The sequence below is a fragment of the Nostoc sp. NMS9 genome, assembly GCF_017114995.1.
Lineage (GTDB): Bacteria > Cyanobacteriota > Cyanobacteriia > Cyanobacteriales > Nostocaceae > Nostoc.
The window spans coordinates 26,132-49,616 of record NZ_JABXKL010000026.1; the positions used below are offsets into that span (position 1 = coordinate 26,132).

At 40.9% G+C, this 23,485-nt stretch carries 15 protein-coding genes and 3 tRNA genes; 10 read left to right on the forward strand and 8 right to left on the reverse strand.

Annotated features, from left to right (window positions below; all coding sequences use genetic code 11):
* Positions 1-7: 7 nt before the first annotated feature.
* Positions 8-1,153, forward strand: coding sequence for a quinone-dependent dihydroorotate dehydrogenase (locus HWQ40_RS09220; RefSeq protein ID WP_292776863.1), 1,146 nt, complete (start codon positions 8-10; stop codon positions 1,151-1,153).
* A gap of 32 nt (positions 1,154-1,185) precedes the next feature.
* On the opposite strand, the gene HWQ40_RS09225 is transcribed toward HWQ40_RS09220, so the two are convergent.
* The 4 genes from HWQ40_RS09225 to HWQ40_RS09240 all read right to left on the reverse strand — a co-directional run bounded on the left by HWQ40_RS09225 (position 1,186) and on the right by HWQ40_RS09240 (position 5,481).
* Entirely contained in the window at positions 1,186-1,911 is a 726-nt protein-coding gene (locus tag HWQ40_RS09225; RefSeq protein ID WP_292776865.1) for a hypothetical protein, read from the reverse strand.
* Between the two features lie 184 nt (positions 1,912-2,095).
* On the reverse strand, positions 2,096-2,266 hold the full coding sequence (locus tag HWQ40_RS09230) for a hypothetical protein (RefSeq protein WP_292776867.1): 171 nt from the start codon (positions 2,264-2,266) through the stop codon (positions 2,096-2,098).
* A 378-nt stretch (positions 2,267-2,644) separates the two neighbouring features.
* Complete coding sequence (locus HWQ40_RS09235; protein ID WP_292776869.1) at positions 2,645-3,217, reverse strand: PEP-CTERM sorting domain-containing protein; 573 nt, start codon at positions 3,215-3,217, stop codon at positions 2,645-2,647.
* A gap of 185 nt (positions 3,218-3,402) precedes the next feature.
* Positions 3,403-5,481 (reverse strand): hypothetical protein, encoded by a 2,079-nt coding sequence (locus HWQ40_RS09240; protein ID WP_292776871.1) that lies wholly within the window; start codon positions 5,479-5,481, stop codon positions 3,403-3,405.
* A gap of 1,014 nt (positions 5,482-6,495) precedes the next feature.
* On the opposite strand from HWQ40_RS09240, the gene HWQ40_RS09245 reads away from it, so the two are divergent.
* The 4 genes from HWQ40_RS09245 to HWQ40_RS09260 all read left to right on the forward strand — a co-directional run bounded on the left by HWQ40_RS09245 (position 6,496) and on the right by HWQ40_RS09260 (position 8,767).
* Positions 6,496-6,625 (forward strand) — tRNA-OTHER (locus HWQ40_RS09245).
* Between the two features lie 44 nt (positions 6,626-6,669).
* A tRNA-OTHER gene (locus HWQ40_RS09250) sits at positions 6,670-6,794 on the forward strand.
* A gap of 208 nt (positions 6,795-7,002) precedes the next feature.
* A tRNA-OTHER gene (locus HWQ40_RS09255) sits at positions 7,003-7,128 on the forward strand.
* A 37-nt stretch (positions 7,129-7,165) separates the two neighbouring features.
* A complete protein-coding gene (locus HWQ40_RS09260; RefSeq protein WP_292776873.1) occupies positions 7,166-8,767 on the forward strand; it encodes a TROVE domain-containing protein in 1,602 nt (533 codons plus the stop codon).
* 44 nt (positions 8,768-8,811) lie between these two features.
* Here HWQ40_RS09260 and HWQ40_RS09265 read toward each other — a convergent pair whose 3' ends face one another.
* Both HWQ40_RS09265 and HWQ40_RS09270 read right to left on the reverse strand, forming a co-directional pair.
* Complete coding sequence (locus tag HWQ40_RS09265) at positions 8,812-8,985, reverse strand: hypothetical protein (protein ID WP_292776875.1); 174 nt, start codon at positions 8,983-8,985, stop codon at positions 8,812-8,814.
* 23 nt (positions 8,986-9,008) lie between these two features.
* The gene (locus HWQ40_RS09270; protein ID WP_292776877.1) at positions 9,009-11,753 is read right to left on the reverse strand and encodes a tetratricopeptide repeat protein; all 2,745 of its coding nucleotides are present in this window, start codon (positions 11,751-11,753) and stop codon (positions 9,009-9,011) included.
* A gap of 130 nt (positions 11,754-11,883) precedes the next feature.
* Here HWQ40_RS09270 and HWQ40_RS09275 point away from each other — a divergent pair, with 130 nt between their 5' ends.
* Positions 11,884-12,543: an exonuclease gene (locus tag HWQ40_RS09275; protein ID WP_292776879.1), complete on the forward strand. Its 660-nt coding sequence runs from the start codon at positions 11,884-11,886 to the stop codon at positions 12,541-12,543.
* 97 nt (positions 12,544-12,640) lie between these two features.
* Here the strand turns inward: HWQ40_RS09275 and HWQ40_RS09280 are convergent, their stop codons facing one another.
* Complete coding sequence (locus HWQ40_RS09280; protein ID WP_292776881.1) at positions 12,641-13,486, reverse strand: peptidoglycan-binding protein; 846 nt, start codon at positions 13,484-13,486, stop codon at positions 12,641-12,643.
* 265 nt (positions 13,487-13,751) lie between these two features.
* On the opposite strand from HWQ40_RS09280, the gene HWQ40_RS09285 reads away from it, so the two are divergent.
* Both HWQ40_RS09285 and gorA read left to right on the forward strand, forming a co-directional pair.
* Entirely contained in the window at positions 13,752-16,073 is a 2,322-nt protein-coding gene (locus HWQ40_RS09285) for a tetratricopeptide repeat protein (protein ID WP_292776884.1), read from the forward strand.
* Positions 16,074-16,400: 327 nt separating this feature from the next.
* Complete coding sequence (gene gorA, locus HWQ40_RS09290) at positions 16,401-17,744, forward strand: glutathione-disulfide reductase (RefSeq protein WP_292776886.1); 1,344 nt, start codon at positions 16,401-16,403, stop codon at positions 17,742-17,744.
* A gap of 307 nt (positions 17,745-18,051) precedes the next feature.
* Here the strand turns inward: gorA and HWQ40_RS09295 are convergent, their stop codons facing one another.
* Positions 18,052-20,406, reverse strand: coding sequence for a CHASE2 domain-containing serine/threonine-protein kinase (locus HWQ40_RS09295; protein WP_292776889.1), 2,355 nt, complete (start codon positions 20,404-20,406; stop codon positions 18,052-18,054).
* Positions 20,407-21,145: 739 nt separating this feature from the next.
* Between HWQ40_RS09295 and HWQ40_RS09300 the strand changes: the two genes are divergently transcribed.
* Together HWQ40_RS09300 and HWQ40_RS09305 are read left to right on the forward strand one after the other, a co-directional pair.
* Positions 21,146-21,667, forward strand: a complete 522-nt coding sequence (locus tag HWQ40_RS09300; protein WP_041565194.1) for an NYN domain-containing protein — start codon at positions 21,146-21,148, stop codon at positions 21,665-21,667.
* A 102-nt stretch (positions 21,668-21,769) separates the two neighbouring features.
* On the forward strand, positions 21,770-23,374 hold the full coding sequence (locus HWQ40_RS09305; protein ID WP_292776892.1) for a 2-isopropylmalate synthase: 1,605 nt from the start codon (positions 21,770-21,772) through the stop codon (positions 23,372-23,374).
* Positions 23,375-23,485 lie beyond the last annotated feature (111 nt).

Sequence of the window (23,485 nt, forward strand, 5' to 3'; positions counted from 1 at the left end):
AAAGCTAATGGATATTTATAAATTTGCAATTAGTTCGCTTTTGTTCAATGTGATAAAAACAGACCCGGAGTGGTTACACCAGCAGACGATTCGTAGTTTTAGTTGGCTATCGCAAAGAAATATTAGCCCTCCTGCTAGTTGGGTAAACCACCGCCTACAAAAATCCCTGTGTCTGTACGATTCCCGCCTAGAAAAAAATTTGTTTGGGCTAAACTTCCCAAATCCCGTAGGGTTAGCAGCTGGCTTCGACAAGGATGGAGTCGCTGCTAGCATTTGGTCTAACCTGGGTTTTGGCTTTGCAGAACTAGGAACTGTAACTTTTCACGCACAGCCCGGAAATCCCCGTCCTCGTTTGTTTCGCCTACCGTTGGATAAAGCTGCTCTCAATCGGATGGGCTTTAATAACAGTGGTGCAGCAGTAATGGCAGCACGTTTGGAACAAGAAAAGCATGAGTTAATCCGATCGATACCCATAGGGATAAATTTGGGTAAATCTAAGGTAACTCCCCTAGAAGCAGCCGCACAGGATTATCTCGATAGTTTTCGTTTACTCAAGAATTTGGGAGACTATTTTGTTGTTAATGTATCTTCTCCCAATACACCAGGTTTACGATCGCTCCAAGATGCTTCTATGCTCAGTGCCATCTTAGATTTATTACAACAAGAAAATACTACACATAAACCAATTTTTGTCAAGATAGCCCCAGATTTAGAATGGGAAGCGATCGCTGACATTATTTCTTTGGCTAAAACCTACAAACTGGCGGGAATTATCGCCACTAACACCACCATCCGCCGTGATGGACTGAAAACCCAGGTGATTGACCAAACAGGCAAATCACCTCAGGATGAAGCTGGCGGAATTAGTGGTGAACCATTACGCGATTGCTCCACTGAGGTAATTCGTTTTATTTGGCAGCAAACTCAAGGACAAATCCCGATTATTGGCGTTGGTGGCATCTTTTCTCCTGAAGATGCTTGGGAAAAAATTACTGCTGGTGCTAGCTTGATTCAGGTTTATACAGGCTGGATTTACGAAGGGCCAATGATGGTACGCCGAATTCTAGCTGGTTTACTTTCCAAGCTAGAACAAAGCGGATTAAATTCCATCAACGAAGCTGTGGGTTTACAAACAAAAATTCAAAAATTCTAATTTTGAATTTTGAATTTTGAATTTTGAATTATTTAACCTTCTTCTTCCACTGGGAAAAACTCTTTAGTTTTTTCCGAGTATGACCAGGCAATACCATCAGGGTCTTTGCTGCGGCTCCACTCAGGAAACTCTGGATCGTTTCGCCGTTTATAAACTGTGCTGGAATAGACATTGAGCCGTTTCGCAAGTTCAGATTGAATCAAAGAGCCAAAAACTAACTGTTTTTCCAGTGATAGTTTAGCTTCCTCATGGGTTTGCTGCGGGAGTGATTCGGTTTCTGGTTCTTCCTCCTGTGGGGTTGGTGGTGGCGCTAAGAGCGATCGCGCTGTTTTAGTAACAGGTTGAGCCGGAAGTTCTTTAACTGGCTCACTACTATCAAGAATATTGCCGAGAATGCTGGCAGTTATAAAGTAATAAGACTGCCCCGCATCTTCAGAGTTCACTATACTGGCACCAAATTCCGAGGCTTTACCATCCAAGTAGCGTTTTGCCGTTGTTCCAGGAAAATTGCCCTTGATTGCCAAGTCCATTGGTGTCAGTCTGCCCTGATTTTCACGAACCAACTGATGAAAAATTGGGTTAACTCGCACAGTCCACTGTTGCCATTGATATTCCTGCCAAAGCTTGAAAGCAATTACCAGCAAAATTACCGCCAGTAAAATTCTCCAAGTGGCAACTAGGAAAATAATCAAAAACGAGATGGGCAAAAGTAGAACGAGAAAAGCCTTACCGTTATCTTCTATGGGTTTCTCACTCATGCCGATTTTTGCCAAGTGAATTTTGGGAAATAATATTATATATTTTGGCAAAATTTGAGACACTTTTTTGTATCTTTTGGCAAATTTACAGCAAATTTGTCGGCAAAATCTTTATTCAGTAGGTGTTATAGGTTTATTACCCTTCTGCTCATATAACATTGGTCTGCGATCGCGCAAAAGTTTTTTACCAGAGAAAATAAAGGAGTTTTGATAAGAGCGATCGTAATACAACGTGAGTTCGACGGAAGTAAAAAATGCCAGGAGGTAGTGCAGGCAAATCTTTTGGGTAAATGTCGATGGAAGGTTTTTTAGACAAATAGGTATAAGCAGCTAAACCAGCTATCAAATTAACCAAAAAGAATTCTCAATCAATCGTCGCGTAGGCATCGCCTGAATAATGCTCAGTTGAGCAAATTCATACATAGCAAGCTTTTTGCGCTTTCCTATCCGTCGAACTCACGTTTAATTATACTTTGGCGAGAGTGATAAAAAAGGGTTAGTGTTCGGTGTACGCGCTTATTATGGAGAGTTTACAAGTTCCAATGGTTGAGCAGACTATTACTGTCAGAGCAATAGTCTGCTGCGTTAGGCTACTTTTAGCCCTAAATGCTTTTATCGTAAATTCAAGGGTTTAAGACCCCTACATCTATATGTAGCATCAGTTTCAGTCGGGGTTTAAATCCCCGTGTGAAATGTCTTTAATTTTGAATTTTGAATTTTGAATTTTGAATTGTTAAGAGGCTTTCTTTCGGGAAGCTACTGCTTGCTTTCGTTTCCACCACCAGCCAAAACCAAGAGCAATTAATGAGCCACCTACTGTATGAGGTTCGGGAACAAGACGTGGATTGATACTAAAGTTGCCATAATCCACATCACTTGAAAGCTCTGAATAACCTTCACTAAAACTACTGTAGAATATGTTAACGTTCCCCTGACCGTCTTCCCCGTTACCGGAAACCAGGTAAGAAAAACCGTTCGTGGTTAACAGTGGCTTACTCGCATTCAACAGATTATCGTTGACACCGTATGTACCGGGTGAGAGCAACCCGATTATTGTCTCTGCAATTCCTTGAGCTGTCCTTGTCCCACTTATACCTGTGATTGTGTAATTGTTGTTTATGGGGTCTAGATCAGTTGTAGTAAGAGTGCCGCTAGCTAAAATAGCCGTACCATTTGCTTCGTAACTGGGAAAAGAATACTGAAAATCAAATAACTGTACAGCTTGTGCTGTAGAATACGCACCGACAACAGTCAAGCCGACAACAGCACTAGCGGTAGCAATGCCAAGCTTTTTGACTAATTCCATCAGATAATTCTCCAAAAAAATAAAGTAAAAATTCTGGTAGGAGTCAGAATATTCTTTCTTCTGACTCCCAAATCCCTGTTTCCAAACAAAAAGTAATATCTTTGAACGCAACTCTCTATTACTTTTGCCCGAAGTTAGCGTCCGATGAAAGGTAGATTCACTCTTTGTATCAGCCTCAGTTTCAATTAAAATTTACCAGGGTCATCATCAAGCGCCAGTAAGAAATTAATCAAGTCTGTTTGCTGTTTAGGATTAAATCCAGCTTGACTGTCTACATAAAATTCATGACCTGTACCATCAAGGTTACTACTTACTAAATCAGGGTCAGCTTTGTTAGCTTTGATGACTTTGGCACGAAGTTCACGATCAACTAAAGCTCTTAAGCTGCTAGCAGCATCCGCTGGTATGCTTTGGCGTAGAGTGCCAGGCAGCCCTAACCCAGTAGGATCAACAACAGTGAAATCGCCATTAGAGTCAAATTTTAAACTACCAGCACGTACTGTTACACCACCATCATGTAAATAGGGTGGGTTTAAATAAAGGCCACGTAAGGGAGTAGTTTTGTAACCACCATTTGGTAGTTGATTAGTGGGGTTATCAGAAATGCCTGGGGTTGGGACATCCAACACTTTTGCATCAGCAGGTATGGGAACAGGAGTATTGAAACTGTATAGCTTGGGAAGCACTGAGAATTTCAACAGTGCCAAGCGAGACTTTGCACGGGCTGGATTAGTACCAATTTCCTCAACTGGGTGAACTTTGTTATCAGTAAAGAAAGGGGGAATATGGCAAGTTGCACAATTAGCCTTTTCAAAGACTTTGACCCCACGTTTGACTGAATTACTATTTAGTGCCTGCCAGTTTTCAGGAGTGCGGTTAGCAGGTGGTACTAAGCTATTTTGAAAAGCAGACATGGCGTTATTCGCAAACATGAACTTCCCACTGGCATTATCGAAAGGATTGCCAGTAGGGGGACTAAAAATCAGTCCATTAGCTGTCAACGGGGTGGGTTTCAAGTCTGGATAGTTACCAACGCCAGGAGCAACAACTTGATCTTGTAACTCTGCTTTATTAGGGTCTGGTGCGATCGCCCGCAGGAACTCTGAAGGTTTTATAGGAGATCCTTCTGGTAAACGTATTCTTTCGTCAGCAGCATTTTGAAGAGCAGTACCAAGATAAACTTCTGGGTCAATATTCAGACTTTTGGCAATTAGTTCGTATGATGCGAGGATGTTCGTTTCTGAAGAGTGAACAGCACTGTTGAAAGCACTCAATCCTGCAAACGGGCCAACGGCAGCTTCTCCAGAGGCAGTGTAAGGAGCAGTTTTAAAGGTGAAATTGTTGGGAATTTGAGTAGTATTTTTAATTCCATCTGTGGAACTTTCAAAATTACCAAAAGGTAATTGCCATAAAATATCATCAAAAGCCTTCTCAAACTTTTCAGGATCGGGCAATTTTACTAAATTACCTTTACTGTCAATAATAGTTTTGCCATTGCCTTGGTATTTTGGATCTAAGGGATTGAGTTTGGTGCGTGAGAAAGCAGCAGATGAATTTGGTGCTAAACCCAGAAATATCGGAAATGCTATTTCACCATTTGCTATACCAGGAATACGTTTACCTTCTTTGGAAAGAGTCGCATGGCAAAATGCACAGCTAGTTTGCCCATTCGGTGTCGATCCTAAGGGAGCAGTTGATCCTTTTTCTAGCTTTAAGCCTGTATTTATGGCTGTCCCTTTTCGTAAAATCCGACTACCTATAGGTATATCTTTCTGCAAGACAATTTTTAAATTATTGCTTGGCTGACCCTGCAAATTAATAATTGCTGTGGTAATTTCATCCGAAAGAATGGCTGAACCTTTTCCAATACCAAACACACCTTGCAAACCAAACAAATCGCCTAAAGGTCGATTGAAAAATATATCTTCACCTTGGGCAATCAATTCTTTAGTAATATGAACTGCGCCTATTTTTTCATAAGAAATAGGGTCTTTAGGATTAAGTCCTTTACTAGCAACCAGTTGTGATGCTTCTTGGGGGCTGAGGAGTTTACCGAAATAATCGTAGTAGCCTACTGGTTGAGTTGGTGCTGGTTGTAGTGGGTCAATCTTCGCGAAAGCTGGCTGGCTTGTTATCAACAAACTTGATAACACAATACCAAAAATAGTAGTAATAAAAATGCACAGTAATAAGAAAATCTTAGTTTTCAACGCAGATAACCATCTACTTACACCATATTTAGGGTTGGGTTTTTTTTGTTTCATTGAGCCTACTGTTACTAAAAAACTCTAAGTAGATATACCACGCCATTACATAGTTATCAGGACACTAGAAATTTTTCTTGTATTCGTTCACGATAAAAAAAGATTTGTTAAATTACGTGTATATATATGTTGTGCTTTTATAACTTTGTAAAATATGGTAAATAAAAATTTAAATAATTTATATTTGCCAATTTTGTCAATAAGATAGCGTAACGCCCCAAAAGCGATACATCTAAACCGACATATCGAGCGTGAGATCATGTTATTAGAGGGAGAGCTGGCTAGGCAAGAAGTCGTCAGTTTCATCCAACTGGAGGAAGAGTGAAAACCATTCAACCTATTGGCGTGCACTCGGAAGCGATGTACGAGTTAATCGCACTGCCACATACATAATTAATTTTTGGCGCTCAGTATCAGGTTCACGCTTTAGGTTTAACGTGAGTTCGATGGGAGTAAAAAATGGCAGGAGGTAATGCAGGCAAATCTTTTGGGTAAATGTCAATGGAAGGTTTTTTAGGCAAATTTTTTAGTCTTGGCATTTTTTATCACTTTTTTACCAATTCTCAATCAATCGTCGCGTAGACGTAGCCCGCCGCAGGCATCGCCTGAAGAATGTTCAGTTGAGCAAATTCATACATAGCAAGCTTTTTGCGCTTTTCTATCCGTTGAACTCACGTTAAGAGACATCCGATAATATCCTCCCGAACTTCTAATCATTGGCTTGCTTATACTCCTCAGACTTTTCTTTCCAAAGCAATAATTCTAAATTAGCTTGCCAGACCCTTGACAATTTATACTACACAAGCTACATTATAATACAAGTTAACTTTCACAAGGAAGTTAGCTTTCACCAGTAGCGAATAACTCAAATGGCAGAGCACCCACTTTGCTTGGAAAGGCCCACGTATCGAGGGTTATCGCATATAACTAAAACACCCTTGATAAACTTCTGGAGGTGTAGGTAAAAATCCTACTTCGTTACAGCAAATTTAATGCTGAGTTTTGAATTTATATGTGGTGGGTAGCTCAGTGGATAGAGCGCCTAAATATCCTTATTCACACCTTGCCTGAAAAGGTCGACGAATTGAGGGTTATCGCCTGCCAAGCGGGAGGTCGCGGGTTCAATTCCCGCTCCACTACACCAAATCTAGTGCTAAAATTTTGAATTTTGAATTTTGAATTTTCATGTGGCGGGTAGCTCAGAGGTAGAGCGCTAAACATCCTTGTTCACCCCTTGCCTGCAAAGGCCGACGAATTAGGGTTATCGATTAGGGTTCGAGAGGTCGCAGGTTCAAGTCCTGCTCCGCCACCCAAAACTTAATTTTGAATTGTCATCTGGTGGGTAGCTCAATCTGGCAGAGCAATGAACGGGTTAATTCCCATAGTCCTTAGTTCACAAACTTGCCTGCAAAGGCCGACGAATCGAGGGTTATCGTTAATTCATCGGTTGCAGGTACCCTACGGGAAGCAAGCTACAAATCCTGTTCCACCAGAGTAAATTTTGCGTTTTTAATTTTCATGTGGCAGATAGCTCAGTTGGTAGAGCGCCGAAAAACATCCTTGTTCACACCTTGCCTGAGAAGGCCGACGAATTAGGGTTATCGCCTCTTAAGCCGGATGTCGCAGGTTCGATTCCTGCTCTGCCACCTTTCATTTTTGCCCGCAAGGGCCGGGAGATGAAGCGATGAATTACAATTTTTTCACTAAAAAGAAAACAACTACACCTCAAAATCAACCTATCCCCGGACGAGAAGCAGAAATGGTTCAGGGACGTTCCGGCGGCTGGATGTTTGATGCTGGTATTTGGAAAATGCTGCGCCGTTGTTTGTTGGTTGGCACAGCAAAAAGCACTTACTACGCTGGTAAACAGGAATTAACTGAGGATTTTGTGACAGTTGTCAGACAAGCTGTTGCCGAAAATCCTGGCCGTGTAGCAGAAGAAATTTTGTATGCTAGCGATGGACGCGCCATCAATAACAGTGCGCCTATCTTGGCTTTGGTATTGCTCTCTATGGGTGAAGCACCAGAAGCAAAACAGGCGTTTGGTGAAATATTTCCGCAAGTTGTCCGCACTGGTAGCCACTTCTACGAATGGCTGAACTACACCAAATCTCTGCGGGGATTTGGCAAAGTAGTCCGGGAAGCTGGTAAAACTTGGCTCTCAAGGGAAGATGTCAAGGGTTTAGCTTATCAACTGTTGAAATATCAACAGCGTCAAGGCTTCTCCCACCGAGATGCGTTGCGGTTGTTCCATGTCAAACCGCCTACAGAAAATCACCGTCAACTATTTGAGTGGGTAGTTAGAGGCTGGGAAGAATTGCCAGCAGATATCCCCTCAGAAGCATTGGCGCAGATTTGGTGGTATGAGTGGCTGAAGCGGAATCCAACCCAAACCCATGAAGCTATTTCCCAAGGACGCTTAACCCACGAAATGGCTGCACCAGTGGGCAAAATGGATCAGCTTGCTTGGCAGCTGCTATTTCAGGAAATGCCAATAGGTGCAATGTTGCGTAACTTGGGTTCTTTAACTGAACTGGGTGTGTTGCGAACAGATGAAAGTGCCAACTTGCTGCGAGTGGAAGCAGTTCTTAACAACAAGGAACATCTGCGTAAAGGTCGCATCCATCCAATTGATGTTTTGAAAGCACTCAAAACTTATAAATCTGGTGGAACATTAGGACGCAGTAAGAAAACTTGGAACCCAGTTCCTCGGATTGTAGACATATTAGAAAAGGCGGTTGAGCTGTCTTTTGATGTTGTGCAACCCACTGGTAAAGTGTTCATGCACGCCGTAGACGTTTCTGGTTCTATGGGTAGTATGGTTGCAGATATGGGACTGACTTGCTGTGAAATTGCCACTACAATGGCACTGGTAACAGCAAAAGCAGAGAAAAACTACATGATTCGTGGTTTTGCTACCGAATTCTGGGAATTAAGTATCACTGCCAAAGATAGTTTTAGTTCTGCGGTTCGCAAAGCTAGCAATCAAAATTTCGGTGGAACGGATGCGTCTGTAGCTTATGACTGGATGATTAAGAATAAGTTTAAAGCAGATGTAGTCTGCTTTTGGACTGACTCGGAAAGTTGGGCTGGGTATAAGCATCCAAGTCAAGCGCTGAAGGAGTACCGCAAAAAGGTAAATCCTAACGTCAAGGCGGTGTATGTCACCTTGACACCTTACCAGATTACTTTGGTAGATCCTGAAGATTCGCTGTCTTGGGATTTGGCAGGGTTTGACCCAGGTACGCCTCGGATCATCCAGATGCTAGCTACGGGTGAATTGTAGATATTGCTGAAGGGTAAAGGATGAAACACTTTATCCTTCATGCTTCATGGCGGGTTATCCTTGTTCGCAACTTGCCTTTCGGGGCCGAAGAATTTAGGGTTATCGGTTACGTCTCCACCATTGTGGGGATTAGCGGGTTCAATCCCCGCACCCGCCTTTATTTTTGATTCAAATACAGCCCAAGGGAATGGAATTCGCAGGTTAACAGGTGAACGCATATTTTTTAGAACTAGCTAGACATTCAAGAAAGACGCTGAATGGCATCATTAGCTTGATTGACATACTTATCTATACCCATTGATTTAAACAAAGCACTTGCTTTTTGGTAAGCATTGACTGCTTCTGATTTTTCACCGAGTTCAACAAATAAATTTCCTAAGTTATATAAAGCTCGCGCAGCACCAATATCACGACCTGTTTGCTCTGACACTTTCAAAGATTCTTTACAGTATTTCAATGCCTGCATATGCAAGAGTTTTCCTAAAAACAAATAAGAATTACTCAAGTTTAATAAACAATCTGCTTGTAGTTCTGGTTCACCAATTTCCTTTGCTATATCCAAAGATTGCTGAATCAACTCAATAGCTTTTTCAGGCTGATTTAGTTGATTGTAAACAACACCTAGACTTCCTAAAGCTCTAGCCTCCATAGGCTTATCTCTCATAGATTGAGCAATTTCTAATTGGCGACTATGGCAATCAAGAACTTTTTGATATTCTCCTAATGCACAGTATGCACCACCTAAATTACCAAGTGTACTAGCCTCTCTTTCAAGATCACCATTGTTTTGTAAGATTTTTACTTTTTGTTCTTGGTAATCAATTGCTTCAGAGTATTTTCCTAATGCATAACATACAATGCCTAGATTATTTAATGCATTAGCTTGTTCTTCAGAATCCCCTATTATATTTGCAATTTCTAGTTGCTGCTGATGACAATATATAGATTGTTGATAATTCCCTATATCCTGGTAAACAAGACCTAAGTTATTCAATGCAGCAGCTTCACCTTGTTTATTGCTGATTTCCCTTTCTATCAGTAAAGCTTTTTGAAGAATATTAATTGCTTTTTGGTACTGCCCCATCCGTGTATATATACTGCCTAAATCAATCATTATTGCTGCCAAACTTAATCGATTTTCTTCATTAGATTCCCAAGCAAATACTAAATTTTCATAAAGTTCCATTTGGATAGAATAATAACCTTGTGAATCTAAAAAACCTTTGCATAGACGGAGTGTATCAAAGGCGATTACATACTTTTTCTGTTGGCATAGATGATATATAACTTCTAAGTGAGGCATTACATCTTCAAGTTTTTGCCATTCCTCTCCAATTTTTGCTATTGAAGCATAATAAGTAATGATTCTATCTCTCAGTGAATCTTGCTGATTGCCTATCTTTTGTCTAGCATAATGTAAAACAAAAGGATGAAACTGAAACTGTTGTTCTTCATTGATTACATCCAGTAGAGAACGGCTAGTTAATTCATTTATTGCTTGTTGTGTTTGCCAATAGTTATTCGGATCTTCTAAATCTTGGGAATTTAAATTTGTCAATACCATGCCCCAAGTGCTAATTTTAACTACATCAAAGCCTTTTAGTGAGCTTATTTCATCATCACTTAGGGAACCTTGACTAAGCCTATCGTTCAAGATTAACTTTGAAGTTAGTTGATTATTATTCAAAACTACTGTTGCAGCATCTTGATTAAATGAACTACGGTAGAGACTAAGACTGAGGAAAAAACATTTTAAATCAGAAGCTAAATTCTCAAAATGTTGCTCTAAAATCCAAACAAAAAATATCCGTTCTCTATCCCGATAAGGCATAGGTACTTTATTTAAAAGTAAATCAAGTTGTCTAAATCCTATTTTTTCTGCTTCTTTAATGTGATTACCTGATTTTAACTTTGATGCCACTAGCCGCAACATCTTGGGGTGTCCGTTGAGATATTTGGAGAAATCTTGAAGTTCCTCATCAGATCCAACAATTCCAAATCTTTGAAGTAGCCGTGCTCCATTAATTGCTTCTAATCCTTGCAACGGTAGCCAATAGCCATGCCCTTCCATGACTTCAGGTTGAGTTTGGGTTGTCAGTAGCAATTTACTACCTACTCCATTTTCAATCCAGCGAATAAAAAAGTCTTTATAAATTCCTATAAAATGCCGATCTTGATCTAGTAGGGTTTCTAAGTTATCGATTACTAGCAAACATGGGCGCTTTTTTAAAGTGTCTAGCAAAGCAAAAATTAGTTGTTCTGGTTCCCGCAATGCTGCTAACTGTTCTGGAGATGTCCCAGCCAGTTTCATCAGAGCATTTTGGGCAAATACTGTGAAATCAGTACCTTGTCTGACATCAGCCCAAAACTTTGCCTCGAAATCAGTAGATTCAAACATATATGAAGCCAGCCAAGATTTGCCAACTCCACTAAGTCCCTGAATTCCAAGAGTTTTAACTTTAGTATCTACTAACCATGTTTGCAGTTCTTTAATTTCTGCGTTGCGTCCTTGCCAGTTATCTAGTGTTGGTGGTATTGAAATTAGGTTAGCCGAAGAAATCGGCTTCTGCTCCTGCTGTTGCATTCCCTGGAGAATTCTTAGAAGTTCAGCAAGATGATTTTCTGGAATAGAATTTGCGATCGCATCCTCACGCCCCACGAAATCAGGATTTTCAGATATCGTTTTATCTTCACTGAAATTTTCAGTTTGTGGTAAGTCTGAAGTATTTTGATTTAATAACTCAGGCTTGTACTTGGCAAATAAAGAAATCAATTCTGGAAGCTTTGAACGGCGTTCGTCTGAAAATTCATTATTTAAGCCAAATAACTTACAAATTTCCTCACGATGTTTTCTGACAGTTGATTTCTGAATATGCAAAGAATTAGCGATCGCTTCATCTGTTTCGTTAGCCAGTAGTTTCAGCAGCACCTCTCGCCGCCTTTCAGTTAAGCGATTAAATACTGCATTGAAATGTTGTTGATTCATAACTATTAGCGCATCACAATCACAGTACACATCTGTGTACTCGATATAGTTACAAAGACTCACAGCATGTGTATTACTTGTGTACTAGGCTAACGCAAAAGTTGATGTAGTAATTCACGACTTACAACTTATGAAATCTACTTACATCAACGGACGATGCTACTATCAAGGCAATGGTGGCGTTCTTCTTCCTGCTGTCACCACAGTTTTAAAAGCGACACAGCCACCAAAGTCTCTAGCCGCCCTTTCCTATTGGCGCAATAAAGTTGGCGATGCAGAAGCAAATCGAATCGCTGCTAACAGCCGTCGCCGAGGAAATGCCTTGCACCAGTTGATTAAAGAACACCTGCAAGGTTACTCACCCAAACCTGACAGCAGCCTGATTCAGCCTTACTGGGATAGCGTTCAATCTGTGCTAAATCAACTTAGCGATGTTCAACTGGTTGAGCAACTTGTGCCTAACTATCAGGAACTTTACGCCGGGAAAGTTGATTTAGTTGCTCGTTACCAAGGTGTTCCCCATTTAATTGAATGGACTACAGCCGAGGAACCAAAACTAAGAATTGATAAGCTTTATGACAAGCCTTTACAACTAGCTGCTTATGGTGGTGCGATAAATCGGTATTATAGCGATCGCCTCTTTAACTGCAAAATTAACCATGCTCTGATTGTCGTAGCCTTGCCAGGTGAGGAAGCAGAGATTTTTGAATTTGACCGTGCAAGGCTAATTCATGTCTGGCATCAATGGCTTAATCGGCTGAATTTTTTCTTCAGTGCAGTTGCTGCATAAAAGTGCGATCGCCTACGCTCGGCTGGAAGCGATCGCACTTTTTTACAAGCACAACACAAAAATTGGATTGCCGATCAATTATTCAACTACCGAATGATTAATTAAACAATTGTCCCAAGAAATTGATAATTGGTTTCCAAAAGATACCAGTTAATACATAAGGAGCATATTGCAATAGAGATAAGCTCGGCTTAATTGAAGGCTTTAGCGGTAAATTTTCTAACAGAAAAGGTACTACACAGGTGAGTCCATACGCAGTTGCTAAAGCAGTAGTGAATTTAGGAGTCTGACCTGGTATAGGACTATAATAAATACCCAATAGGATGCAACAAATCATCAAAAATTGCTCCCATAAAAACCATGATTGCGGCGACAGAAAATAAATTAACCTCGGAAAGCTTTTATCAATTTTTTGTCGCATTCCCAGCAGTACTGCCCAAGTCGCTGCCCCAACAATGCCATCATTCTTCAATCCATAAATTCTTTGAAAGCGTTTCACTGCTCTTTCTGTTGCACTGTCAAAATAGCTAGTAGGTTCTTTTTTCAAAAAGCCTTCATCATAAAGGATAATTTGCAGTTCCTTAACCGCATTCCTTAATTCTGGGGACTTAATTTTTTGATTCCGAGAAAGTTTTGGGTACAAAAGGCAAGCCCATGTCAGTGGGCCAACCACTCCATCTGCTAGAAGATTATTTCTTTTTTGAAATTCTTTTACTGCCTCGTCTGTCTCTAAGTCAAATTTACCAGTAATCTCTGCAAGTAAACCTTGAGTTTTTAATCGCTCTTGCAATTCGTTGATTGATTCTTGTACAGATTTTGGTGTAAACTCACGGTAAAGTGTCGGAAGTTTATTAAAGACACAGACTTGTTTTTCTTCAGGAAAATAAAGTCGAGCTTGTTTTAAACCAACCAAGATACTTACAGTTTGAATTAGTTTATTCATTCAGTACTCCTTTGTTGTCAGAAGTGAAAACGATAATTCAGCTAGAGTTTTTGGTTGGTTGTCAGGATAGATTTTGCATTTGTATGCAGCCTGTTACCAACAATTATGAACTTAGTAATTAGCCTACTAAATTGACCCTAAATAGCGTAATTAACAATGTTAAAAATTTGTTAGTGAAAAATTACTAATACAACATGGTAAAAGTTTTGTTAGTTAAAATGTTGCTAACACAACATTCAACAACAAAACTAATAGGGTGATATTTATGTCAGATCAGTCAGAGGGTGGGAATCTGTCTAAAGCTTGGTATCAAAAGGTTTTACAGGATTGGGATATAGATCGTTTACTGACTGATTTGGAGTCTAAAATTCAACAGCGATACAGGCAAAATTCTAAGAAAGACCTGTTACTTGGGTTGCTATGTGGGTATAGCTTGACAAAGATAAGTCAGGACTTGTACAGAGATAACGCTGGTGTGAGAGTGGGATTGAGCAATATCTATCGAGATATTGAAACTTTGACAGGAGAACCCGATAACAGCGTCAGATCAAGCAACCTTATTTACATTCTTGAGATACATGGATATCGCAGAGGTGTTGCTGCATCTAGTACCGAAAGCACCTCTATTCCCCATAATCTGCCATCACCAACCTACACAGAATTTATTGGGCGCGAGGCAGATATGAAAAAGCTACTGGAACGGCTTTTGCCGATGCATGGCGCTCACATGATTACAGTGCATGGCATTGGTGGCGTAGGGAAAACGGCGCTGGTGTTAGCAGCTGCTTACCTGTGCTTAGAAGCTAGTAACGAAAATAGTTCTGATGCACCTAAATTTGATGCAATTATTTTCACTTCAGCCAAACAACAGGAACTGATTCCCGATATGATTTTGCAACGGCAGCAAGGACAGCGTAACCTGCGCGAGATTTTTCGGGTGATTGCCAATGCCTTAAACGACTCTACAATTATTCAATCTCCTCCCAATGACCAATTTGAGCGTGTACGCCAATGTCTTTCTAAACAGCGAACGCTTCTGATTGTGGATAATATGGAGACTATAGAGGACAGGGATGAGGTTATAGAATTCTTATACAATTTACCCATTTGCGTCAAAGTAGTAATTACTACCCGCGAACGAATTGCCCTACTGCCAATCAGTCTGCGAAACTTGCCCCTGAATGATGGTTTGCAGTTGATTCAGCAACAAGCTGAAGAAAAAGGTATAACTATCCAAGATGAAGACTCTAGCTTGCTCTACGATCGCACTGGGGGAATCCCTCTCGCTATTGTCTATGCACTCGGTCAAGTATCCAGTGGCTACTCTTTGAACTTTGTATTGGAGCAGTTAGCCTCCGCTACAGGCGATGTGGCTCGTTTTTGCTTTGAGCAATCAGTGCAAGGTACGAAGGGACAGCCACCACACAAGTTACTCATGTCACTGGCGATTTTTCCTGACGCTCCTATCCAAGCTGCTGTGGCTGAAGTTGCTGGACTGACATCTGCTCCTGATTCTGTCAGTAATGGCTTGGTACGTTTGCAGCAACTCTCGTTAGTGAATCTGAATCCAGAGACTAAGCGATACGAGATGCTCTCTCTGACTCGTGAGTATGCCTTAGCACAATTAGCTGCTTACCCAGATTTTGAGAAAGAAGCACGGATGCGTTGGGTGAGATGGTATCTAGATTTTGCTTACAGTTACGGCGGAGAAGATTGGGAAAAATGGATACATTACAACAGGTTAAAGGAAGAGGAGGGAAATCTACGGGCAGTACTTTATTGGTGTAAAAACCAAGACCATTATGCGGAAGTTAGGGATTTGTGGTTGCTCTTGAACCACTACGCCAATCTCTATGCTTATTGGGACGATCGCCTCGATTGGTTGCAATGGCTGATAGAACAATCAGAACGACGTGGTGAATGGTCATCTTTAGTAAAATTCATGATCCGCAAAACCTGGCTGCTAATTCGGGAGTGTTCACCCCAAAGTCTCACACAAGCAGACGAAATATTGCAGCGGGCATGGGTTTTACGCGACCATGCAGATTCATGCGTTCAAGCTGACTTAGCCGAAAATATGGCTAGACTGCGAATCAGACAGAATAATTATACAGATGCACGCCACTGGCTAATGGTAGAAGAAAAATTGGTGATTGAGGCGAATCTAGACGAGCGAAAGCACATCCGCTATTTTATTCCTGTTCTTTATCATCGGGCTGAAATCTTTTATTCAGAAGGTGAATATTTTTTAACCAAGAAGCTATTTCAAGATGTGATGAAAAGTGCAGAAAAAATTAATTGGCATCGGGTGATTAATTCTGCTCAAAATTGGCTTGCTGATATTGCCATCGAACAAGGCGATCGCGATGAAGCTCAAAAGCTATTAATTAAAGGCTTAACTGTCGCCGAAAGTAGCAATAATAAACGGCGTCTAGCTCGTTATCAACGTTCTCTAGCCCGCTGGGAGAGAAGGTGGGGAAGTGTCCAGAAAGCTTGCCAATTGTCAACTCAGGCTATTAATGGTTTTGAGCAATTGGGAATGACAAGGGATGCACAGGAGATGCAAACTTTACTTGATTGCCCATAATTATCTGCAAATAATGCATTTCCGGTTAGAGAGACGCGATCAATCGCCGTCTCTACAATGGGCTACACCTTGTCGCCAGCGATCGCACTTCTAAGTATTCCAAAAACAAGATGCGTTGTTTGTCAAAAAAATGTAATATAACTTAGTAATGATTGGGCGATCGCTGTTCTTTTTCGATCTAATACTATTAATGCGGCAATCTGCTAAATATTGGCCTGATTTCATCCCAAATTGTCCACCCAAAGACAGTAGATGAAGTTTTGTCTGAATAACTATAAGGGATGAAATAGCTCTGCTTTCCAAAAAGTGAAAAAGGAACAGATTTTTATGACATTTGATTATGATTTGTTTGTCATTGGTGCTGGGCCTGGGGGATTGGCAGCAGCTAAAAAAGCAGCTAGTTATGGTGTACGTGTCGCCATTGCCGAACAAGAAGCCATTGGTGGAACCTGTGTAAATCGCGGCTGCGTTCCAAAAAAGCTAATTGTCTACGCTGCTGACTTCGCCCTAAAAAATCAAATCGCGCACAGTTATGGGTGGAGTGACTGTCAAACATACTTTGACTGGACATTATTTATTAAGTCAGTACATGAGCATATTGACAGCGTTAACCAATCCTATTTTCAGCAATTGCAAAAAGCTGGAATTGAATTAATTTCCCAACGTATCACTTTCATCGATGCCCATACTATCAATATTGATGGACGCAAAGTTACAGCAGACAAAATTTTAATTGCTGTGGGAGGACAACCCCTCAAGCCCAAAATCCCAGGTATAGAATACGCCATCACATCCCGCGAAATGTTTCAGCTACCCTATCTGCCGAAACGTTTAGCAATTATTGGCGGCGGCTACATTGGCGTAGAATTTTCCAGTATGATGCACGCTTTCGGTTGTGAGGTAACGGTGATTGAAAAAGATGAGATGATTTTATCGGGGTTTGATGATGACATTTGCTCTACTGTACAACAGGGTTTGATTAAACGCGGAATTAAGTTTTTCACCAACAGCACTGTTCAAGAAATCAAATATTCAGAAGAGGGTTTGTTGTTAACTATTACTGGTGAGAGCCAAGAAATAATTACAGCAGATACCATCTTAGTTGCCACAGGTTACGCTCCAAATACCAAGAATATGGGTTTGGAAAATGCCCATGTTGAACTTGGCGAACATGGTGCAATCAAAGTAGATGAATACAGCCGCACCAGCCAAGAAAATATTTTTGCTGTGGGTGATTGCACCAGTCGGATGCAATTGACTCCAGTGGCAAAGGCAGAAGGTATTGCCTTTGCCGATACAGTTTTTGGCAACAAGGCGCAAAAACTAAATTATGATTATGTGCCCACTGCTGTTTTTTGCCGTCCAGAAGCGGCTAGTGTGGGGATGACGGAGGCGAAAGCACGGGAAAAATTTGGTGAATCTGTACAATCCTACTGCACCGAGTTCCAACCATTGTTGTATCAGCTAATCGAACAGGATGAGCCAACCACTATAAAGTTAGTGCTAAATAGTGATTCTGGGCAAGTTTTGGGCGCTCACATGGTGGGTGAACATGCAGCAGATATCATTCAAAGTCTAGGTGTGGCAATTCGCAAGGGCATTACCAAGGAAGATTTGGATGAAACAATAGGCATTCATCCCACGACAGGAGAAGAATTTCTGTCCTTATAGCTGAGTGCTGTTAGCGGAAGCGGGGCGTTTAGCCCGTGCTGAGTAAAAACCCAGTTGTTTCAAAACTTTGAGCAATCAATACTGTCCTAATCTGTGTGACTACAGCTATAAATTAAAATCATGTGCAGGGCTGAGTGAAAAAGGCACAAACAGAGAAGGGGGAAATCCTTCTTCTCATCTCCTTATTTTCGTGCCCAATTATACTTTGGCTCCAAAAATTAAATTATTCAAATTCTTGTATCCAATACAACTATCAGATTTTGCTTCCCCTACTCAAGAACAGCTTCCACAGCGATTGGATATTTTTTTATTTGGAAGTCTCTTGTCCTTCTGAGCAAGATTTTGTGGCAATGCCTAAATCGTCTAAAGTATTCATTAATAAGTCATCTTCTGGGAGATGGTGTCTGTGTTGAAAATTTACCAAATCGTCAAGAGCTTTAAGAGCTTCAAGATCCTTAAGAGCCTCTGATGCAGACTGATATCGCTGTTTGAAGTCATCCAGCACCATTTTACTGAGAATCTTAGCTAGGGAGTGACTTACCTGAGTGCCATCGCTCCATTTGATCTCCCCATCAGCATCCCTATCTAGCTCACGGGGTGCTACACCAGTTAAGGCTTTAATCCCAACCATACCAACTGCATAGATATCACTACTGTAGTGTGGACGCCCAAAACATTGTTCGCTTGGTGCGTAACCCTGAGTACCAATACCAATGGTGAAAGGGGTTGACTCTTGACGATCGATCTGTTTGATGCCGACTTCCTTAACGGCTCCAAAGTCAATCAACACCAGTTTTCCGTCTGAGTGTCGCCGGATGATATTACTGGGTTTAATATCCCGATGAATCACGTGGTTTTCATGGACAAATGTTAATGTTTGCAATAAGTCCCTGATAATTTTGATCGCTGCAATTTCTTCAATTGCTCTACCTGCTAAAAGTTCTTGATTTAAAGGATGACCAATTATCTGTTCTTGCACTAAATAAAATTCTTCATCTTCTTCAAAATACGCCAAAAGTTGAGGAATTTGAGCGTGCGTTCCCAATTTTTCTAGTGTTTGTGCCTCTGAGTTAAATAAACGTCTGGCAAGTTGCAATCCTTCTGGTTTGGTGTTGGCTGGTTTTAGTTGTTTGACAACACATCGCGGATTTCCAGGACGTTGGGTATCTTCGGCAATGTAGGTTTCACTAAATCCACCGCAACCGAGAACTTTGACAATTTTGTATCGTCTAGCCAAAACTTTCCCTGATAAGGCTAAATCTCGTTGTTGGATTAGGTGTTGGAAGTCATCTTGTTGGCTGATAATCTCTTGGACAACGGGGGAAGTTTTATACTTCTGAAAAATGTCTACCAACTGGCGTTTTCTGATGCTTTCTCTGATGACTGAGGTTGCTAAATAGCAAATTCCGGTCATTGCGATCGCGATCATTGGTACACTAGTGGGAAAAATTAACTGACCATAGACAAATAACCCATAACTAATTCCTCCCCAAGCGCCAGACAGGACGAGGCTATAGAAAAATCTATGGATGCTACGCTTGCGTCTGCTAATCATCAAGGCTGTACTGCCCACTAGCATTAGCACAAACAAACCCTGTAAAGGTGGACTATTAATTCCTGGGGCGATCGCTTTTCCTGTCATCAAAGTTGCGATCGCATTAGCGTGAATTTCCACACCCGACATCGGGTCAGTGCTATTACTACCAGCAACTGGATAATAATCATTATGTAACTTATCTGTTGCACCAATCAGCACGATCTTATCTTTGAACACCTTTCCTTGCTGCAAATAGCTGTTCCAGTTTTGCGGATCGAGTACGTGCCAAAAAGGTTTTTGCTCAAATGTACCCGCAGGCCCCCAAAAATAAATGCGATCGCCCTTTGGTCGAGGATAATTTACTTCTGCTGCCCTCAGCGCTGCTTCATCAAAAGAGAGTCGCTTTTTGGTAAATAGATTATCTTCACCTAAGAACTTGGGAAACTCACTCGCTAATCGATGAACTTTTCCATCTACTTCTAAAGGAAAATTAACTGAGCCAATGGATACTGACCCTGTACGAAACATTTGTTGTGGGTCTGTTAGCTGCGTAAAAGAGCCTTGGTGCGTCTGGGAATTTTCGTAGACAGCTGCTAAGGTAACTTTTTTGCCATATTTTTGCAATACTGCTTGAAATTGGCGATCGTCTGTAACTCCATAACTACTTGCTGTATCAAGAACCACATCTAATGCTACAGCGCGGGCACCTGCTTCGATTAATTTTGTGATTACCTGGGAGTATGCAGCCCGTTTATAAGGATAAGATTTCAGTGTTTCTAAGTAGGCATACTGTTTCGGATCTGTTTTATAGTACTGTTCGGGAACCGATATTGACTGATCGTCTATTGCTAAAATTACAATGTCTTCTGGAGGCACAATCGGCCCGCGCAGTTGAAAAAAGCCAGAAAGCACCTGATTTTCCATCAATTGAACCAATTCCCCACCAGAAGCGCTCAATAGTGCGCCCCCAATTGCCCAAGTACCTGCCAGTAGATGACCTAAGCGAACCATCCATCGGGAGTGGCGAGCAGATGCTGTCGAAGTCACTTTTGTTGGTTTACTTGACAGTCCTTTGGCAGTAGAGACATAGTTTTTAGTTAAGGTAGATGTAGGTTCTTCTGCCATATCGTGTTACTGATTGATCTAAGTCCAACACTTTTATTTATTCAGACCACGTTTTAGTGTAAGCACATCGAAATAAGACTTAAATGATAATCTTATACATTTGTAAAGTATCTTCTATTTATCAACAAACTTTTATTGGCAGAGCCAGCCCCCAAGGAATTCTTACTCAACCACTACTTAATTTATTATTTTTCTGTTGAATGAGTTACAAGTAGTGATTGTCTCATAGATCGGAGCCAGATATACTCTACCAGTGCATTTGGTTGTGGCAAGATTTTGCCCTAACCTAACCAACAAGTACATTACTAACTGGATGCAATACCAGAAGCAGTCCCAAAGCTGTCTTCTGTCTTTGGTGCAATGTTGGTAATCTCCAGAAAGCGTGTCCTGATACTGACAGCTTTCCCGAAAGATAGGCATTAATTTATATCTTACCTTAAGCCTATGTTATACCTCTTTAGGAGTAAACTTTAGGGTTATGCAGCGATGAATGCTGTTACTGGGTCAATTTTATGAGTAGATTTTGATCGTCGGGTGGCCCTTGTAGTGCTGGAGGTGAATCAGGTTAACACCCAGGATCTCAACTTCAATATTGCAGGCGTTTTTATGTCTTGAAAGAGGTAGGATAAAAGCTATAGATAAAGAACTACGTTATAGATATTAGCAAACAAGGCATTTGAAAATTGCTATAATCTATTGTTCCATCTAAATTCATATATATTATTAGGTGTAAATTTGTATGGGTTCTCCAATGAATCGTCTGTCTATTTTTGTAGATGGAAACAATATGTTCTATGCTCAACAAAAAAATGGCTGGTTTTTTGACCCGCGGCGAGTCTTAGAATACTTCAAACATGAGCAATCAGAAACAACATTAATTAATGCCTTCTGGTACACCGGCTTAAAAGATCCACAAGACCAGCGAGGTTTCAGAGACGCTCTGATTAGTCTAGGATATACAGTACGAACTAAAATTCTGAAAGAATATTATGATGATACGTCAGGTCGTTACTCGCAAAAAGCGAATTTAGATATTGAAATTGTTGTAGATATGTTTAATACAGTAGACCAGTATGACCGAGTAGTATTATTCAGTGGTGATGGAGATTTTGAAAGAGCAATCGAACTATTACGCTCAAAAAATACACATATTACGGTAGTATCAACAGAAGGAATGATTGCTAGAGAACTACGCAATGCTACTGATAGATATATAGATTTAAATGATATCAGAGATCAAATAGAGAAAACTGAAGGTTAGTAGCTTTAACAATTATTTACAAAAATAAGAGTAAAAGAAAAACTAGGGTTGAAGATATATTAAGCCACAAGTAAACACTAAACACTAAACAAGAAAGGACAAATGACAAACAAAACAGATCGAATCATCATTTTTGATACAACATTGCGAGATGGAGAGCAGTGTCCGGGAGCGACTTTGAATATAGACGAAAAGCTAGTTATTGCCAAACAATTAGCGCGTCTAGGTGTAGATGTAATTGAGGCAGGCTTTGCCTTTGCTAGTCCTGGAGATTTTGAAGCAGTCAAGAAGATTGCTCAAATTGTCGGGACAGAAAATGGCCCGGTAGTTTGTAGTTTGGCAAGAGCCATTAAAGCAGATATTGAAGCGGCTGCCGAAGCATTAAAACCAGCAGTTAATGCCAGAATTCACACATTCATTTCGACTTCTGATATTCATTTAGAGTATCAATTGCGAAAGTCACGGGCAGAAGTGCTAGCGATCGCCGAAGAAATGGTAGCTTATGCCAAGTCCTTCATGACAGATGTCGAATTTTCGCCGATGGATGCGGCCCGTACCGATCCAGAATTTCTGTACCAAGTGTTAGAGCGAGCGATCGCAGCTGGTGCAACAACAGTTAATATTCCCGATACTGTAGGTTACACAACCCCTAGCGAATTTGGAGCCATAATTAAAGGCATTATCGAAAATGTCCCCAACATCGACCAAGCGATTATTTCCGTTCACGGCCACAATGATTTAGGCTTGGCAGTTGCTAACTTTTTAGAAGCCGTGAAAAATGGTGCACGGCAACTAGAATGTACAATCAATGGCATTGGCGAACGTGCCGGCAATGCATCACTAGAAGAATTGGTAATGGCGTTGCATGTGCGGCGGCAATATTTTAACCCTTATCTCGGCAGACCAGAAAATTCTCAAGAATCCCTGACAAATATCGACACCCGACAAATTTACAAAACCTCACGCTTAGTTTCTAATTTGACGGGAATGTTAGTACAAGCAAATAAAGCGATTGTTGGGGCGAATGCCTTTGCCCATGAGTCTGGAATTCACCAAGATGGTGTGTTAAAAAACAGGCTAACTTACGAAATTATGGATGCCCAATTGATTGGCTTGACAGACAATCAAATAGTTTTGGGCAAACATTCCGGTAGAAATGCTTTCCGTACTCGGTTGAAAGAATTGGGCTTTGAACTGTCAGATACTGAGTTAAATAAAGCCTTCGTTAGATTCAAAGAAGTAGCAGATAAAAAGAAAGAAATTTCTGATTGGGATTTGGAAGCGATCGTTAACGATGAAATCCAACAAGCACCTGATTTGTTCCGGGTAGAGTTGGTGCAAGTTTCCTGTGGTAGCAACGCCCGTCCTACCGCAACAGTTACCCTGCGTACCCCAGACGGTGAAGAATTAACTGATGCTGCGATCGGTACTGGGCCAGTGGATGCAGTTTACAAAGCTATCAACCGTGTGGTGAATGTACCCAATCAGTTGATTGAGTTTTCTGTGCAGTCAGTAACAGCCGGTATTGATGCCATTGGAGAAGTGACGATTCGTTTACGTTATGAATCTAAAGTATTTTCTGGTCATGCAGCGAACACAGATATCATCGTGGCATCTGCGCAAGCTTATGTAAATGCGTTGAATAGGTTGTATGCATCTTTGCAAACTCAAGAAAAGCCAGAGGAAGTAACCGCACAGAAAGTCTGAAATCGGATCTGTCAAACTGTCAGTTTTTAGCTGATGCTAACAAACTCCTCTCCAACTTTGGGGAGGAGTTATTTGTGAGTTCCAAAAAATCGTTAGAAATTATGCTGACAG